Annotated in this window: 11 protein-coding genes; 2 read left to right on the forward strand and 9 right to left on the reverse strand. The window is 57.2% G+C overall.

Going from position 1 to position 16,776, the window contains the following annotated elements:
* Positions 1-85 precede the first annotated feature (85 nt).
* Positions 86-877, forward strand: a complete 792-nt coding sequence (locus DOM66_RS04730) for a COG4705 family protein (protein WP_110674198.1) — start codon at positions 86-88, stop codon at positions 875-877.
* 354 nt (positions 878-1,231) lie between these two features.
* Here the strand turns inward: DOM66_RS04730 and DOM66_RS04735 are convergent, their stop codons facing one another.
* From DOM66_RS04735 to mobH, 3 genes are all read right to left on the reverse strand, one after another.
* The gene (locus DOM66_RS04735; protein WP_110689401.1) at positions 1,232-3,283 is read right to left on the reverse strand and encodes a bifunctional DedA family/phosphatase PAP2 family protein; all 2,052 of its coding nucleotides are present in this window, start codon (positions 3,281-3,283) and stop codon (positions 1,232-1,234) included.
* 609 nt (positions 3,284-3,892) lie between these two features.
* Positions 3,893-4,846 (reverse strand): tyrosine-type recombinase/integrase, encoded by a 954-nt coding sequence (locus DOM66_RS04740; RefSeq protein WP_110674200.1) that lies wholly within the window; start codon positions 4,844-4,846, stop codon positions 3,893-3,895.
* Positions 4,839-6,644, reverse strand: coding sequence for a MobH family relaxase (gene mobH, locus DOM66_RS04745; RefSeq protein ID WP_110689402.1), 1,806 nt, complete (start codon positions 6,642-6,644; stop codon positions 4,839-4,841). The genes DOM66_RS04740 and mobH overlap by 8 nt, the downstream gene beginning before the upstream one ends.
* 1,409 nt (positions 6,645-8,053) lie before the next feature.
* On the opposite strand from mobH, the gene DOM66_RS04750 reads away from it, so the two are divergent.
* The gene (locus DOM66_RS04750) at positions 8,054-8,959 is read left to right on the forward strand and encodes a LysR family transcriptional regulator (protein WP_110689403.1); all 906 of its coding nucleotides are present in this window, start codon (positions 8,054-8,056) and stop codon (positions 8,957-8,959) included.
* Positions 8,960-8,983: 24 nt separating this feature from the next.
* Here the strand turns inward: DOM66_RS04750 and DOM66_RS04755 are convergent, their stop codons facing one another.
* The 6 genes from DOM66_RS04755 to DOM66_RS04780 all read right to left on the reverse strand — a co-directional run bounded on the left by DOM66_RS04755 (position 8,984) and on the right by DOM66_RS04780 (position 16,698).
* Positions 8,984-10,342 (reverse strand): dicarboxylate/amino acid:cation symporter, encoded by a 1,359-nt coding sequence (locus DOM66_RS04755; protein ID WP_157958986.1) that lies wholly within the window; start codon positions 10,340-10,342, stop codon positions 8,984-8,986.
* A complete protein-coding gene (locus DOM66_RS04760; protein ID WP_110689404.1) occupies positions 10,303-11,508 on the reverse strand; it encodes a pyridoxal phosphate-dependent aminotransferase in 1,206 nt (401 codons plus the stop codon). Before DOM66_RS04760 ends, DOM66_RS04755 begins: the two co-directional genes overlap by 40 nt.
* Entirely contained in the window at positions 11,505-12,188 is a 684-nt protein-coding gene (locus DOM66_RS04765) for an RraA family protein (RefSeq protein WP_110674205.1), read from the reverse strand. Before DOM66_RS04765 ends, DOM66_RS04760 begins: the two co-directional genes overlap by 4 nt.
* Before the next feature lie 111 nt (positions 12,189-12,299).
* A complete protein-coding gene (gene gltS, locus DOM66_RS04770; protein ID WP_110689405.1) occupies positions 12,300-13,481 on the reverse strand; it encodes a sodium/glutamate symporter in 1,182 nt (393 codons plus the stop codon).
* Between the two features lie 1,424 nt (positions 13,482-14,905).
* The gene (locus DOM66_RS04775) at positions 14,906-16,108 is read right to left on the reverse strand and encodes a CaiB/BaiF CoA transferase family protein (protein ID WP_110689406.1); all 1,203 of its coding nucleotides are present in this window, start codon (positions 16,106-16,108) and stop codon (positions 14,906-14,908) included.
* 254 nt (positions 16,109-16,362) lie between these two features.
* A complete protein-coding gene (locus DOM66_RS04780) occupies positions 16,363-16,698 on the reverse strand; it encodes an EthD family reductase (protein ID WP_110674208.1) in 336 nt (111 codons plus the stop codon).
* Between the last annotated feature and the right edge of the window lie 78 nt (positions 16,699-16,776).

A 16,776-nucleotide genomic window follows, 5' to 3' on the forward strand; every position in this document is an offset into this window, starting at 1 on the left:
CAGTAGCGATCAGTTTGTCATAAGTCTTGTGACTCACACTGAAATGGCTCCCTAAAAAAGGGATGCCACCCACAGTGAGGACATCATGACTACACCATCACTATCCGCTGAACGTCGACCAAGCTGGACGAACAAGGTACCAGAAGTCACGCTGGTCTTCTGGCTCATCAAGATGATGTCGACGACCGTAGGAGAAACGGGCGCCGATTTTCTCAACTTCAATCTCGGCTTCGGGTTGACTGCCACCTCGATATTGACCGGGATACTGCTGGCCTTGTTCCTGGCAGCCCAGCTCAAGGCCAAACGTTATATCCCCTGGCTTTACTGGAGCAACGTGCTCTTGGTCAGCGTGTTCGGCACCTTGGTGACCGATAATCTGACTGATCAGCTACATGTTCCTCTGATAGATTCGACACTGGTCTTTTCGACACTACTAATCGCTGTCTTCATCGTCTGGAAACGAACCGAAAGAACGCTCTCCATACATTCGATCACGACCTTGCGGCGCGAACTGTTCTACTGGACTGCCATTCTCGTCACTTTCGCACTGGGCACCGCAGCCGGCGACCTGGTTGCCGAAGATTTTGGCCTCGGTTACCTGCATGCGCTGCTCCTGTTTGGCTCATTGATCGCGCTCACCGCGTTTTCCTGGATCTTCCTGAAGGCCAACGCCATTGTCGCTTTCTGGATCGCCTATATCTTGACCCGCCCGCTGGGTGCCTCTCTGGGCGACCTCCTGACGCAGCCTGGCACCAACGGTGGGCTTGGCCTGGGTAGCACGGGGACCAATGTCCTCTTCATGTGCACCATCATCGCCCTGGTCGGCTATCTTTCTCGACGGGAAAGGCGCGCAAGAGCGCTGGAAACGGCATCATGAGCTGAACGCAATTCTTTCCCGATCTCCCTGTCCCCAGCGACAGGCATACCATGCCTCGAACCTGGGATNNATCCCAGGTTCGAGGTTGAGAGCTCCTCATTTTCCATGGCAAGGCTATCCAGACCACACTGTCCAGACTCGCTACCCAAGCCACCCCACCGAATAACAGAATCGGCAAACAGCTACCGCCGCCGTGAACCAAAGCGGGATGAAGACGGCGGCGGCGAGATGGCTGACAGGGCGCTCGACGCGTTCGTCCGCCAGGCGACGAGTGATCTCAACTCGACTGCACTACGGCAGCAACGCCACCACCGGCGCAGGCGCTCATGACACGCCATCTTTCTGCTCCATACTTCACTTGCAAGGGGAGCCCAAGTCTTGCGCAGCCGTAAGCCAAAGTGCCGTTGCCTCGCTGGAGGTGACCCGATGCGCAGACAGGCCAGCGGATTGACGCAGCAGTCTCCTGGCCAACACCCCACTGGCGTCGCGAGAAGACGGAATGTCGCGCTCCAGCGCTACTACTCCCAGCAGACTATCTCGTTGCTGCCATCTCAATGAGGCGATCCAGAGCGGCTGAGGCGATGGCTGACAGGTACCCGTGAGCGTGAAGTCAGAGGGCCAGACGTACAGGACCAGGCGCCTGCGCGCCCTCCCCGGCATGGCGTAGGTAGCAATCAGCGACGGGGGCCGCCCCTCGTTGAGTCGCGGCAGCGCCGGCAGTGCCTTGTCGGGACTGGCGGGATTCAGCCAGTGCAGGGAACTCATCGCGGTCCAGGGAGTGTCGACCTGCCAACCGGCATCATTCAGACTTCGGCGCAGCGCCCCTAGCCCTCCCGCCCACTGCATGACCATGGGTTCTTCTCTGTCACCGCCCAGATCGATGCGACGCTGCGGCAATTGCTGATACCCACCCTTGGACCAGGAACTCCATGTCATCCGCTGGATGTCAGGTTGCGGGGTATAACGAGCACGATCAGCGGCCAAGTTCTGGTAGAGGTGATACGGCCACACCACGGCCAACGTTAGCAGAACCACCGCGAGCACTCCTCTTGCTTCGGCTGGTGGGGCATGGCGACGCTGATGACTGATCGCCAGCAGAATCACCCATGCCGTACCGATGGCCATCCCCGCGAGGACATCGGCCAGCCAATGCGCCCCAAGATAGAGGCGAGAGAGCGCGATCCACATGACGGTCATCATCGCCGCGCCGATCACCCAGCCACGCTGTCTTGCCGGCAAGCCTCGAGCGACGAGATAAGCCAGAAAGCCATACAGAACGGTATTGATGGTGGCGTGACCACTGGGAAAGGAAAAGGCTTCCCAACCGCTGTAAAGCCCGGCAGTAGGACGCGGCCAATGCACCATCGCCTTGATCACCGGCGTGAATAGCGCAGCTCCCCCTACCGCTGCCAACCAATAGAGCGCCCCGTGCCAAGCGCGGCGAAGCAATAGCCAAGCCGCCACTGCGATGGTGAGGCTGGTGGTCACGAAGCCATCTCCCAGCTCGGTGATCGCCAACATCACGGTGTCACTCCAGTGGGTCCGCAGCGCCTGCATCGCGTGAAAGACCGCCTGATTGGCCCTCACCAGCGGATCTCCCGCCATCAAATTCTCGAGAAGAGCCGTAAACATCCATAGGCAGCCGAGCAGCATGGCAATCGCAGCGACCAGCATGAGCCCTTCACCGCTCAGGCTATTCATCAACCGATAGATGGTGCGCTGAAGTAACGTCGAACGCGGTCTGCACCACTCTGCCAGTCGCCCACTACCAGCTTTCAGCCACGTGACGCCGTGGGGCAGCATCACTCGGCGCGTCATCCACACGACAAGCCAGCTCAACAGCAATAAAAGCCCCAGCATCAGCACCAGCCTGATCGCGACCTGGGCTATGACCTGCAGCGACGCCCCCAGCGCGACACCGGCCAGCACGTGAGTGGCGGCCCACAAGACCGCCGAAGCAACGTTGAAGACGTAGAAACGCCCAGGCGACATCCCGCTCATGCCAGCGGTAAGAGGTACGAAAGCCCGCGGCCCCTGGATGAAACGTGCCAGAAACACCCCTTTACCCCCGTGGCGCTGGAAAAACACTTCGGCTCGCGCGAGCCAACGCGGGTAACGACTGAACGGCCAGTAACCCGCGAGGCGGGCACCGTAGTGATGACCCAGCCAGAAGGAGATCCCGTCGCCGGTGATCGCTCCGAACAGGGCAGCGAGAATCAGTGGTGCACTCGCTAGCGCACCGGTGCTGGCCAGGGCACTGATACCCACGATCAACATGGAACCCGGCACCAGGGTGCCGACGACCGGCAACGCCTCAGCCATGGCGGCCACACCGACCAGGGAGTAAGCCATCAGAGCATGCTGTGCGGCCAGTCGAGTGACCTCGGTAACGATGGCATCCAGCATCGGCGACTGCTCCGGAATCGAGGGCGTGAAACGTTCATGTCCATGGACACGCCACCCTGTCAGCACGACGTTAAGAGCGCCTTATGGCCTTGTTCGGATAGGCAAGAGTGCGCGAATCACCCGGCGCCAGACAGCAGGGAACTCATCGAGACCTTGAGCCCTCTGTGGGTAGCCTCTGATGGGGTAACGGGTAGGAAATAGCTGGGATGTGCTGGAGCTCAACCACTGGAGGTCATGACGCCTTGGGGGAAGGCACCCATCCGGAGAGGATCGAGACCAAGAGCGTTTCATCGCTCATGAGGTCTGACAGCCAATATTACACAAACAGGAAGGGACTTTTACTGGATACCGCTAGCGAGAAGGAATAGCGCCAATCGCAAACTCACTTGTGAGCGATGGCTCCCCGAACAGGACTCGAACCTGTGACCCAATGATTAACAGTCAGTTGGGCAGTTCGGGAGCTAAAATCGCCCTGAATCAGCGACTTAGCGAAAAAGCTTCGGGCTATGTAGTGCGTGTCACGCCTGCACTACATTGGCATGATAAATACTGTAGGGCGGATCCACGCTTGTCAACCTCCAAATCTACTCTCTTCATCCGACTCTGACTTCAAAGGCTCCGGCGGCCATTGAGCGCTTTGCGCATCGCGTCGACACTCGGATGAACGTACTCCATCGTCGTGCGCATGCTGGAGTGGTCGAGAACCATCTGGGTCACACGAATATTACGGTCAGGATCCTCCATCAATTCGGTTCCAAGGGTGTGTCGGAAACGATGAGGGGTAACTCTCGCCCCACAGAAGCCTGACAAGCGCTTGAAGAAATGCTCGATCTGATTGATGTCCATCACATCTCTGCGATGGCGTTTCGAGAAGCGATTGACATTGAACAACTGATCCTCACGCCTGAAACCTTGCCTGTGAGCCTCTAAAAGCAGCTTGCCTATGTAGGGATACAACCCGTCAGCAATGGGTATGACCGACTCAGAGTAGGTTTTTGAGCCCTCCCACGACGTCACTATGATCATTCGCTTCAGATCGACATCCTTTGCCTTGACGTGCAACAGCTGGCTCAGACGCATTCCCGTATAGTAGAAAGTCTCGACAACCGCTTCCCAAAACCAGGCGGGATGCAGCTTAGACGCATCGTCCTGCGCGCATTCAAATCGCTTGCAGACATCCATCACCTCACGTACATACCTCATGGTAAGCGGCATTATCGTTTTTTTTGGCTTTCTAGGCTCCCTTACTCGCACTTTCACGAAAGGGTTATCCTCTCGCATAATCAACTGGTGCCTGATGCCGAAATTATAGAGGGCGGACAAATGTCTCACGTAGTTGTTCCAGCTCACCTCAACGATCCCAGCTGGGTTGTCACGCGTCCGTAGAATGGCCCCGCGCCACTCGCACACCATCTCTCGACTCACCATGCTTGGATAGCATTGTTTTCCAAAATAACGTCGAGCGGCTCGCACAGCCCCTGCGTAACTCGCAATCGACTTTTCCCGCAAGTGCGTATCGGCACAATAGCGGCTTAGCAGCTCCGCGAAGGACACATCAAACATCTCCCACCCTCCCCTCTTCTTTTTCGAGTGTCAGAACCCAATTATCAGGCGGCACCGCCTGTGTCAGCTCACGGGGACTTTTGAGCAGATACCCCATTAAGTACGTCGTTTTATTGGGACCTGCAACAACCACCTTTTGGATATTAACCCCATGGGTTTTGACATGATGACCCAACTTCTGAAATCCACTCTGGACCTCTTTCCAGCGCCTGGTACCACCAAGCTCAGCGCTGGCGAATCTTTTAAAAATGCCGGGACTTACCAGAAAATAGGTACCGGACACGGTGTGCACAACTGCATTGCTATCGTTGACGATAATAGACCGGCTTTCCAACCCCTGCTGGAGCCAGCCCCAAAACCGCTCACCCATTCCTTTCGCCTCGCCAACCTCCCCAGGGGCATCAGGCTCATCTTTATTATCCTGAACATCGAATGTCTCGGAATTCGATTCATCGCCAACTTCCACCTTGTTCTCGAACAGAGAGATAAGCTCGTCATCCAAAGCTGACTCGAGATCGACGCCCGCTTTTCCATCAGACCCACCTGCATCAGAAGAGTCTTTATTTTTCGCAGGCAATGGAGTATTTTCATCAGCACCCACTTCATTAGCCGCAACCTCATCATTTGAGACTGAAGCGGCATCAGCGTTAGATTCAGAACCAAGCGTATCGCAACCTTTCGTTTCAATTTTGCCTTTAAAGGGCTCTGGCTTTGTACCTGTTCCCCAGATCAATGTCGGCGAAATTCTGATCATGCTCAGTGACTGAGACCAATCCCCTTCAGAGACCTCGCACTTCCATACTGACTTTCCCTCACTCACTTCTTCAATCAAACCATGTGCTTGCAACTCCCCATATAACCGTCCAAGGTCGGCGGGTATACTTTTTACTCCTTGAGCATAGAGGTGGGCCTTAAGTTCGTTTATCGCCCTAGGAGATACCAACCAAAGCGCTTCCTTTGTGAGCCAGGCCACGCCCCCTCGTTGGTTAAGCTGAAACTGCTCCTTGACCATGTAGCGCAGCCCGTCAGCGAGCTTGCGTTGGAGCGATTCGACGGGCGCAGCGAGCGCCTGCAGTGGATCACCTCCCATCGCCTTTGAGACGCTAGCGCGATCCGCCTGGTGCACGATTTCCGCAATGATGCCGCCGCGGTCTGTGTGACCAGAGATGGTATAGGTGAGTAGCCCGAACAGGCGGGGCTGCGACAGGAGCCAGTCAAGCACGTGCGGGCCCAGCACTTGCTGACATAGGATCGGGTTTAGCGCGGCGTGCAGGTGGTAGTCTCGACCCGCCCGGTATCGAACTCTGTAAGGACCGGGAATCGGGCCGTGCCAGAGCTTCCAATTCCGTCCATCCTCTAGATGAATCTCGATATCGACGAGCGTCTTCGCCACGTCATGCATCAATGCGGCATAGATGATCGCCGCACTCCATAACTCTCCCGAAGAACTTTGATCTTCGGGCTTGCCCCCCGGGGGTAGCAGGTGACGCTGACGTAGCTTCAGCCCGTAGCACGCCATCTCTAACGCGTGATCGAGCATGCCTCCGGCGTAAGAGTGGTGATGAGACTCCGAGGCGGGAAGCTGCTGCACCAGCTCCGCATAGCGCTGAATCGGTGCAAGGATGTAGTCGTCGAAAGCCTCTTGGGTCAGCGATGTCGTGTCCCAGAGCATTTTGAGCATCTGCTGACGACGCGGTAAGGCGAGGAGTTCTGGTCCACTACGCGGGTACTCCAGCCCCTCCCCCTGCCCCTTCACCGAACGCGCGCGGCCCCACCAGCGAAGTCGCTCAAGCAGCATCGATTTCCCCTCACAGCCGAGTGTTCTCGCGATGAAGCCTTTTTGCTGCAGCAGTGAGAAGGAGAAATGTTAACTCGTCTCGACACGTATTCAGCGCTACATGGGTCACTGGGCTCTATAGACTCTTGCCAAGACCTAGCCAGCTGCTACTACAAGACTCGAAAGCAGCCAGCTCGCCGCGCGCACCGGGTCTGAGCACATCATGACCGACTACGTCTTTGGTCAGCAGCTCCTGTACTTGTATATCGTTCAGCCGACTTAACTATCGCACCAGCGACGCGGAGTGTGGTCAAACCACGGCCGACCTAGCGTCCTCGGTTAGCAAGGTAAACGAAGACCGGTTCAATATGCACTGTGACAGAACGCTCAACGCAGAGGCCTACCAGTACGTGTCTATCCAAAGTCGACCTCCCCATGAGTACTCCACGACCATCCCCGGTAGTACGTGTCGATCTCTACACTACCAACTGTTACATGTAGGATACTCACGGCATTCAGATCTGCATTTAAAATGCAGAATCTATTCCAACGCCGGGCCAAGAAGAATCTTTTGAGCACTAGGGAGTTCAAGCAAAAACGGCACATACCAAGGTTACGGTCAGCGGCAGATTCTAAGCCGACGGCAATGCATAAATCACCACAAGTGAAAAGCGAAAAAAGACAAAAAGCTGCAGGAAGAGAAAAACCTAGCCGCAGCCAACTCTACCTCGCTCAACAGCGGCCGCCTTTGATTGCACGCCACGGCGCAATCTCTGTGAAAGGATACGCCCCGGTGAAAGGTTCAATACCACCTAAAATAGTACGCAGAAAATTAGCTCGATTGAGGTGACAATGACATGCCCAGCGAAGTACTCTGCAGACGACCAATTCCGCTGACCCCCTTCCCTAATACAAACTTAAGTGCGATGAAAATGGCTCAATCTTCAAGCGTATCATTCCGCAGTTCCACTTAGTGCAAGTAGGAGCCGAAGCTGCTCATCATGTGCACTATCAATGTACCGGATAGAATTGAGAGGAGAGCCTCCTAGCTCCGCCCAGCCTACTACTGCCCAAGCACAACTCTGATACTCTGCAGCTCGCCCAAATCTCCGACGACACCAGAATAAGCTGCCACTAGACAGCATAATGCGTAGCGACTCACGCATGACATCGCGAGCGCCTTTATCGATTGCGGGATTTTACTCGGCCGAGTAGCTGTGACAACTAAGTCTTGAAAATCGAAGTCTGAGCACCGCCTCTGCAGTCCATTTGAGACAACGACTGCCCTTCCAGAGGTACCTCACACGTCTGCGCCGTGTAGAGGCAAATGCGTTTCATGAAACGAATAGCATATTTTTTTACGATGTATTTGCAGATAAAAATATTCATTTTTAGAATGAAAGCCTGTGCTGAGGGCAAGGACTTTTTCGATGATCACTTTCAAGCAGCTCGACGCGATCTACTGGGTCAGTGAGCTGGGCAGTTTCGAAGCCGCAGCCAACAAGCTGCACACTACCCAGTCGGCGATCTCAAAACGCATACAGGAGCTCGAGGAAACGTTTGGCGTGGCGCTGTTCGACCGCAGCCGGCGTTCGGCGCGCCTGACCGATAAGGGAGCCGAGCTGCTGACGCTCTCGCGGGAACTGCTGGAGCGACGCGATCACCTGCTCGAGCGAATCAGCGACGAGTCGGTGATCCAGAGCCACTTTCGTATCGGCGTGACCGAACTTACCGGTCTGACCTGGCTTCCCCAAGTGATCGAGAGCATTCGCGGGCGCTTCCCTCGGCTCAACATCGAACCGTCCATCGAGCTCAGCAGCGATCTGTTCGCCAAGCTCGAACAAGACAAGCTGGACATGATCGTGGTGCCCGACGTGTTCTCGGATACGCGCTTCGTATCACAGCCATTGAAGAGCGTGGAGAACGCCTGGATGGCGGCACCCGGCACGGTGGCGGCGGACCATACCCTAACTCTGGCGGAACTCGCCGAGTTCACCGTGCTCTCCCAGGGCAGCCACTCCGGCACCGGCCTGATCTACGAGCGCTGGTTCTCCCAGCATGGAGTGCGGCTGCGCAACACCCTCGTCAGCGACTATCTGCTGGCACAGGTGGGCCTGACCCTGGCCGGAGTGGGCATCAGCTATCTACCCCGTCACTGTCTGCAGTTTCTGATAGACCGCAGGATGCTCCAGGTGCTGAACACCGCGCCCGGGCTGCCTCGCGTGCGGTATTGCGCGCTCTACCGCGCTGATCGCCAGGCCAATCTCAACGACGCGATCGTCGAGCTGGCGAAACAGGCCTGCTGCTTCGACCAGCTCTATTTCAACGCTTACTGACGTCGTTGCTGGCGGATGCCCTCTTCAGGAGGCACCGTCGGCAGGATGCGGGGCGGCCACCGGCGACGCCGCCAGCTGCGTGTCCAGCAGGCGTTCGCTCTTCGCCACCAGCAGCGCGCCGATCACGTCCCCGGAAACGTTGAGCGTGGTGTGTCCCATGTCGACGATGCGATAGATGCCGGCGATCACGCCGACCAGCTCGAACGGCAGGTTCATCAGTTGCAGTATCAACGTACCCATGACGATTCCACCGCCGGGAATGCCCGGCGCCGCCATCGACAGGATGGTACCGATGAAGATCACGTTCACCATCTGCGACAGACTCAACGGAAGGTCGTAGAAGCCCGCGGCGAACACCACCAGCACCGATAGGTAGGCCGCCGCCCCCATCAGGTTGATCGTGGCGCCCAGCGGCAGCATGAACGAGCACAACCATTGCGGCACGCCGAGGCCCTGATTGGTGACCTTCATCGTCACCGGCAACGTGGCGTTGCTGCTGGTGGTCGACAGGGTCATCAGCCAGATCGGCACCATCTTGCGCACGAAGCGCGCATAGGATATCCGTGTGAACAGCACCAGCAGGATCGAGGCAACCACCCAGACCGCCAGCAGCGAGGCGTAGTCCGCCAGCACGAACTTGCCGATCTGGCCGAAGATATCAATGCCGTAGTTGGCGACCGCGTAGGCCATCAGGGCGAAGATGCCGAGCGGAGAGACGGCCATGATCATGTCGAGGATACGGAACGAGACCGCCGCGCCCTCGTCGAACAGTGCGCGCAGCCTGGCGGCACGCTCCCCCAGCATGACCATCGCCACACCGACCAGGATGGTAAACACGATCAACTGGATGACGTTGCCGCTGGCCATCGCCTCGACCGGATTGCTGGGAATCATCTTCAGCAGGAACTGGCCGATGTCCAGGCCCGCCGGCGCGGCACCGGCGGGGGCGCTCGCCGTGAGCTCGAGCCCGTGCCCCGGCTGGATGAGAGAGGCCACCGCAAGACCGATGGCGCCCGCAACAACAGTCATCACCGTATAGACGACCAGCGTCTTGCCGCCTACCCGCTTGAGTTGCTGGACATCGCCCATGTTGGCGATGCCGCCGGCAACCGAGAAGAAGATGATCGGCACGATGAGCATCTTGATTCCACTGATGAAGGCATCGCCCAATGGCTTGATCGCCAGGGAGAAATCAGCGAACAGCAAACCGCAAGCGATCCCCAGCACGAAACCGATGAAAATGCGCGCAGGAAGGCCCCGCGCTCCTCGTATGGCGATTCTCATAAGAACCTCGTTGTCATCATTGTGAATTGTTAGATCGTTGCCGCCAGAGGTAGCTGGAGTCAGCGCAGCGCCCGACACGCCTCCCCGAGCCGCCGACACCCTTCCTGGATCGCCGCTTCACCGATGGCGAAGGAGAGTCGGACATAGGGAGACAGGCCGTAGGCCCTGCCGCTAACCCCAGCCACGCCGACCGATTCGAGCCAGTAGAGCACCACGTCGTCGTCACTCTGGAGCCGCTGCCCCGTCGGCGTCTCTCGCCCGATCAGCCCCTCGACATCGAGATAGACGTAGAAGGCACCCGATGGTGCGAAAGCACTCACCCCGATCACCGACTGGAGCCCTTCCAGCATCAGCTGACGCCGTTCGGCGTAGCGAGTGGCCATCTCTCGCACCGGCGCCTGATCGCCGGCGAAGGCCGCCACCGCGGCGGCCTGGCTGAGAGAACTCGGGCAGGTCGTCGTCTGCGAGATCAGCTTGACGATCGCCCGGACCAGATCGCGCGGCCCGGCGCCGAAACCGATGCGCCAGCCGGTCATGGCGTAACCCTTGGAAGCGCCGTTGACGATCAGCGTGCGTGCCTTGAGATCCGGCGCGACGTTGACCAGAGAGAGATGGCGGGCCGGCGCATAGACGAAGTGCTCGTAGATCTCGTCGGAGATCACCCCGACCCGAGGATGTTCACGCAGCACAACGGCCAGCGCCTGAAGTTCCGCCTCGCTGTAGACCGCACCAGTGGGATTGGACGGCGTATTGAGCACCAGCCAGCGCGTTCTAGGGGTGATCGCCCCGGCCAGCGTCCTCGCGGTGAGCTTGAAGCCAGACGAAGCATCGCAGGCGACGATGCGCGGCACGCCTTCGTTGAGCGCGATGAGATCGGGATAGGAGACCCAATAGGGCGCTGGCACGATCACTTCGTCGCCGGGGTTCAGCGTCGCCGCCAGGGCGTGATAGAGGATGTGCTTGCCACCGGCACCGATCACCACTTCGTCGCGGGTGTAGTCGAGACCATTGTCACGTGCGAGCTTGTCGGCGACTGCCTGACGTAGCGCCGGCGTGCCCGCCGACGGCGTGTAGTGGGTATCGCCCGCTTTCAGCGCCGCGACCGCCGCTTCGGCGATGTGTGCCGGCGTGTCGAAGTCGGGTTCACCGATGGTGAAGTTGACGATGTCCCTGCCCTGTGCGCGCAGTTCGACGACACGGGCATTGGCTTCAACACTGGGTGACGGCTGGATGCGCGCCAGGCGATCGGCAAACGGCTGGCTCATGCGGACGCCCTGCCATAGTCGAGTCCCTGCGCCGACAGCACTGCGTCGAGCCAGCGCTGGTGGTGCGCACCGGTGGCGATCTCCTCCATGATGCCGGCCTCCTTGCGCGCGCTGGCGCGGGCCGCCGCGATCAGTGACTCCGCCTCCGCCTGTGGAAACGTGACCAGGCCATCCGCATCACCGACGACGATGTCGCCCGGATTGACTACCTGGCCACCGACCGAGACCGGCACGTTGAGCGCGCCGGGGCCGTGCTTGTACGGGCCGCGATGCACGGCGCCCCGGGCGTAGCACGGAAGGCTGTCGCCGGCGAACGCCTCGACGTCGCGAATGGCGCCGTCGACCACGAACCCCGCACAGCCGCGCTGCTGGGCGTAAAGCTTGATCAGTTCGCCGATCAGCGCGTTATCGAGATGTCCCCCGCCTTCGAGCACCAGGACATGCCCGGGACGGATCAGCGTCAGTGCCTGGTATACATAGAGGTTGTCACCGGGACGGCACCTGACCGTGAAAGCGGTGCCGACCAGCTTCTTACCATCGTGGAAGGACGTGAGCCCGCGGATGCCGCTCAAGCGGTCGAGATTGTCGCTCAGATGCGGTGTGACGATGTCCTGAAGCGCCTCGACGAGTGCGGGATCGGCCAGGTCGGGGACGCAGGGCGCTAGGGAGGGTGGGTTCATGTCAGACTCCAGGCTTGCGGTTTCGATCACGGTAAGCGGCGGTCACAGACTCAAAAAAGCGATATTTTTGTATCTTTAAACATTCTTTTTGAGAATATGTTGCTCGCACTGTCACGCGAACAGGTTGATGAACAGCGTAATGATCAGTGGATTGAAGATGTTGATGAACACCACGGTGATGATCGGCAATACGAACCAGGCCCGTGGGGCGGGCCCACGATCCTCGATGACCGCGGACATGTTCGCCAGCGCGTTGGGTGTCTGGCCCAGTCCCACACCGCAATGCCCCGCCGCCATCACGGCCGCATCGTAGTCACGTCCCATGCAGCGGAAGGTGACGACATAGGCGTAGAGCGCCATAACCGTCATCTGCGTCAGCAGAATGAGCACCATAGGTAGCGCCAGCCCGATCAACGCCGCGATATTGAGGCTCATGAGCGTGATCGACAGAAAGAGGTTGAGCGCAATGTCGCCGATCACATCGATCTCGGGCATGCGCAGAGGAAACTTGCCGGTATCGGCGAGGTTGCGTACCAGCGCGCCGCCGAACAGGCAACCGACGTAATAAGGGAACTGGATCCCGGTAAAATTGAGCAGCCAGGAAATCACGGTCCCGATGGCGGCGGCGATCAGAATGACTAGGGTCGAGCGGAAAAGCCCAGTGCCGGTCAATGGTGCCGGCACCTCCACCGGCCGGGCGGAATGGCGCTCCTTTCCCTCCGAGCGCAGGCCATGCCGATCGATCAGGCGTTTGGCAACGGGGCCACCGATGAGACTGCCCATCAGCAACCCGAAGGTCGCCGCGGCGATGCCGACCGTCGTCGCGCCAGCTGCACCGGCGGCTTCCAGCGTGGGCCCGAACGCTGCGCCCGAACCGACACCACCGGACATCGAGATGGAGCCCATGGCGACGCCCAGCAACTCATTGATGCCCAGAAATCGGCTCAATCCCACGCCAACGAGGTTCTGGATCACCAGAAAAGCCACCGCGATGACGGCGAGCAGCGCGCCCTGCCGGCCACTGGAGCGAATCAACGCGGCACTCACCGTGAACCCCACGCAGGTGAAGAACAGGTTCATGAAAAAATTCTGCAGGGTCTTGTCGAAATGCACCTCGACCCCGCCCCCTTGGGACATCGCAAACAACAGCACGCTGACGACAAGCCCGCCGATGACCGGTGCCGGAATGAAAAAGCGTCGAAGTACCACCACACGATGCTTCACCGACATTCCGAAAAAATAGACCACCGCCGCGACGCCCGCGGTCTGGATGACATCTAACGTAACGACCATTATCGCTCTCCTCTCGATTTTCGATTAACACGACTCCGGGTGATAGCCGTGCAGTCGAGCGAATTATCGGAGGAAAAATCACAGCAACGATACTGAACTTAAGTATTTGATTGTGCGAGATTTTTTTTGAAAAAAAGGCTCTATTATACACCGCCTTCTCTGTTTATTATGGCGAATTTTATTCTTATAAAAGCATGACTTTTATCGATGATAGCCACTCCACACCTCATAAACATTTGCAACGGTAGACCCCGAGCGAAATATTTATTGAATCACAGAGGCCCTCTAAGTAATCGACAAACTTTAAAATTCTTAGCCTGCCTGGAGACAGATCATCATTTATGAATAAGCGCGCATAGTGATTGCAGACCACTTCGGCACAAGACAATATATATCAATCATCAATTTCACGAATCGTATAGACTTACCTATTTATCCGCACACGCCTGAAAAACCATACTTTTTATAACGACACCGCCATGAAAATCAGAAATAAACTATTTATTTTTATTAGAATATTAACCTTCAGGATTTTCCGCCTGCCTCTGCCACTAAAAAGAATTACCGAACTCTAGCACAGCACAACAATGCCTTTCAGATTTCTCTGTTCAATTAAAACCATCAAGCCGCCTCGCTCTAGCTCATTGGTCATTGGTGACTTCGTCGATCAGATCACATTCCTACAAAGACGTAGAAACAATCCCCACAGGTGCAGCTGCAAGTAATATTTACGATCCAAACAACATGGAGGCAACCAACAATTAAAGCTAGCAGTTTAGATAGGGGACGCCCCCAGCTCTAACAAACCATCGCAGACATACGAGCAGCGTCGGTAACCTGTGTAATGGAGAAACCCTTCAAGACGCATCAAACAGGCTATTAGATGCTGACCACAAGGCTCACCAAACTGACCAAGAATTCAAGAAAATACCTTATTAGCAGTACATTTCGAACCCTCAAATCAAGCCTGATTGAGCAACCTCGCCAGGTGTTGGATTGCCCTGGACCGGTTATAGAAACAGTTCCCGCACCATATACTAGAGATCAGGTATCACCTTGCAACAAGGACGCCGCAATAGCTACTCGTTAGCATCATCGTGGATTAATGCGGCCCTAGCTGACTCTTTGGTAGAGTACACGACGGCCTGCCCCCCCAGTCAAACACTCCATCTTAACTTTCAAAATCTTGTTCTAAGCCTGGATATTCGAATTCTGCTTATGGCGTCCCACAGACCTAAAGCTGATAGAAAATGTAGTTGTGAAAGACAAATGGGACGAACAATTTCACAACAAAAAGCCTCTCTCTTTAATTTCTAAATCAAACATCTTGACAAAGCAGGCACGGCTCGTAGACCCTCATCAACCCCCTTGGCGCTAGGCTTTGAAAAACATACAACCCGAGGGTGGTGCAGTCTCATGGCTTATCAAATCACACCACGGGATTCAAAGTCGTTTATCACCTCATTACAGAAACCTAGCTCCCTCAACAACTTCACGCTGTGCTCGCCCAAAGAAGGAACTCCGCCCATCTGCGGCGTATAGGCATTATTGCGACCAGGGGGAAGTAGCGCCGGCAATGGGCCTGCTGCGGAGGGCACCTCGACCCAGCGGTGGCGGGCCTCGAGCTGCGGGTGCTGCCACACGCCATGCATGTCGTTGACGTGGGCATTGGCGATTTTGGCTTGATCAAGTCGAGCGATGACCTGCTCGGCACTAAGTGCCGCGAAGGTCGTGCAGATTAGCGCGCGCAGTTCCTCACGATTGGCCGAGCGCTTGGCATTGCTGGAAAAGCGTGCATCGCCGGCCAGTGACACATCCTGCAGCACGACCTCACAGAAGGCCTGCCACTCGCGCTCATTCTGTAATCCCAGGATCACCGTCTCTCCATCCCCCGCCGGGAAGGGGCCATAGGGATAAATCGTCGAGTGGGAGGCGCCAGCGCGTGCTGGGGGCTGGGCGCCGTTATAGGCGTAGTACATCGGATAGCTCATCCATTCGGCTAAGCTCTCCAGCATAGAGACATCAATGTGGCTGCCCACACCACTCCGCTCTCGATGGATCAGTGCGGAGAGGACATTAGTGTAGGCGTACATGCCGGCCGCTATATCGGCGATAGAACACCCCGCTTTAGCCATGCCACCCTCACCGGGAAACCCCGTAGTGGATAGGAAACCAGCCTCGCTCTGGATCAGCAGATCGTATGCCTTCTTGTCCCGGTAGGGGCCATCACCACCGTACCCTGAAATGTCACAGACGATCAGCCGCGGAAAGCGTTCGTGGAGGGCCTCGAACGACAGGCCCAGCCGGGCAGAGGCACCAGGCGCAAGATTCTGGACCAGTACATCGGCGTCCTGAAGCAGCCGCTGCATGATATCGTCGGCTTCATCGGCCTTGACGTTCAGCGTCAGACTTTCCTTGGAGCGATTCGTCCAAACGAAATGTGACGCCAGTCCCTCGACGCGCTCGTCGTAGCCGCGAGCAAAGTCGCCGACTTCGGGTCTTTCCACCTTGATTACTCGAGCACCAAGGTCGGCCAATTGACGAGTACAGAAAGGAGCCGCGATGGCATGCTCCAGGCTGACGACCGTGATGCCGTCCAAAGGACGGGATGAGGATGAGCCTTGCATAGTCACTCCTTTTGTCAAGCATTGGCCGAAGAATCTAGGTATTAAGCTCCGCTATCTAGGGCCAACTTTCAGAGCTGCTCGATATTATTAAAAAACTCCCGCCGGCTAAGCCGGCAATTTCCCATTGAGAGCGCGATTGACGCCGACCCGAGAGACACACCGACGGGAGAAAACTCGACTCAGAAAAATCAAGTCATGCGATCAACTATTTCGATAATGGGAACCAACCCAGTTCGTCACGTAGGCGCGCCCTGTCACTGGCCGGACCAAATATGCTGATATTCGTGGCTTAGTATGGGGTAGATGGTTTCCGTAAAGTTCGGCAGGTCCGCCAGCAAGGTCTTGCCCTCGGGGCTGGCGAGCGACGCGTTCAACGCTTCTTCGGAGCGGAACCAGAGTTCAGAAAAACCGTCGTAACCGAACTCGGGAAACTGTTCGCGGCTAACAAGGTTCACCGAATAACGCAACATGCCGGGCAACTGCTTGCAAAGATCCGCATGCACGGTTAGCCAGTGTTTCTCGAACGCCTCCTGTGACATGCCGGACTTTTTGACGACGAGCCCGAGACGTTTGACGCATTGATAAGACATGGTATTCCTCTCTCCGTGATGATGTTTTCGCCCCACCGCCATTGGCCGGCAATGGCCTGTCTGACGGGCTATCGGGGG

Origin of the sequence: Salinicola endophyticus, from assembly GCF_003206575.1 — a bacterium.
Lineage (GTDB): Bacteria > Pseudomonadota > Gammaproteobacteria > Pseudomonadales > Halomonadaceae > Salinicola > Salinicola endophyticus.

What these genes read in the sequence shown, in the direction of transcription:
- DOM66_RS04730 (WP_110674198.1), top strand. Translation starts at nt 86, where the DNA reads ATGACTACACCATCACTATCCGCTGAACGTCGACCAAGCTGGACGAAC.
- DOM66_RS04735 (WP_110689401.1), bottom strand. Translation starts at nt 3,283, where the DNA reads ATGCTGGATGCCATCGTTACCGAGGTCACTCGACTGGCCGCACAGCAT.
- DOM66_RS04740 (WP_110674200.1), bottom strand. Translation starts at nt 4,846, where the DNA reads ATGTTTGATGTGTCCTTCGCGGAGCTGCTAAGCCGCTATTGTGCCGAT.
- mobH (WP_110689402.1), bottom strand. Translation starts at nt 6,644, where the DNA reads ATGCTGCTTGAGCGACTTCGCTGGTGGGGCCGCGCGCGTTCGGTGAAG.
- DOM66_RS04750 (WP_110689403.1), top strand. Translation starts at nt 8,054, where the DNA reads ATGATCACTTTCAAGCAGCTCGACGCGATCTACTGGGTCAGTGAGCTG.
- DOM66_RS04760 (WP_110689404.1), bottom strand. Translation starts at nt 11,508, where the DNA reads ATGAGCCAGCCGTTTGCCGATCGCCTGGCGCGCATCCAGCCGTCACCC.
- DOM66_RS04765 (WP_110674205.1), bottom strand. Translation starts at nt 12,188, where the DNA reads ATGAACCCACCCTCCCTAGCGCCCTGCGTCCCCGACCTGGCCGATCCC.
- gltS (WP_110689405.1), bottom strand. Translation starts at nt 13,481, where the DNA reads ATGGTCGTTACGTTAGATGTCATCCAGACCGCGGGCGTCGCGGCGGTG.
- DOM66_RS04775 (WP_110689406.1), bottom strand. Translation starts at nt 16,108, where the DNA reads ATGCAAGGCTCATCCTCATCCCGTCCTTTGGACGGCATCACGGTCGTC.
- DOM66_RS04780 (WP_110674208.1), bottom strand. Translation starts at nt 16,698, where the DNA reads ATGTCTTATCAATGCGTCAAACGTCTCGGGCTCGTCGTCAAAAAGTCC.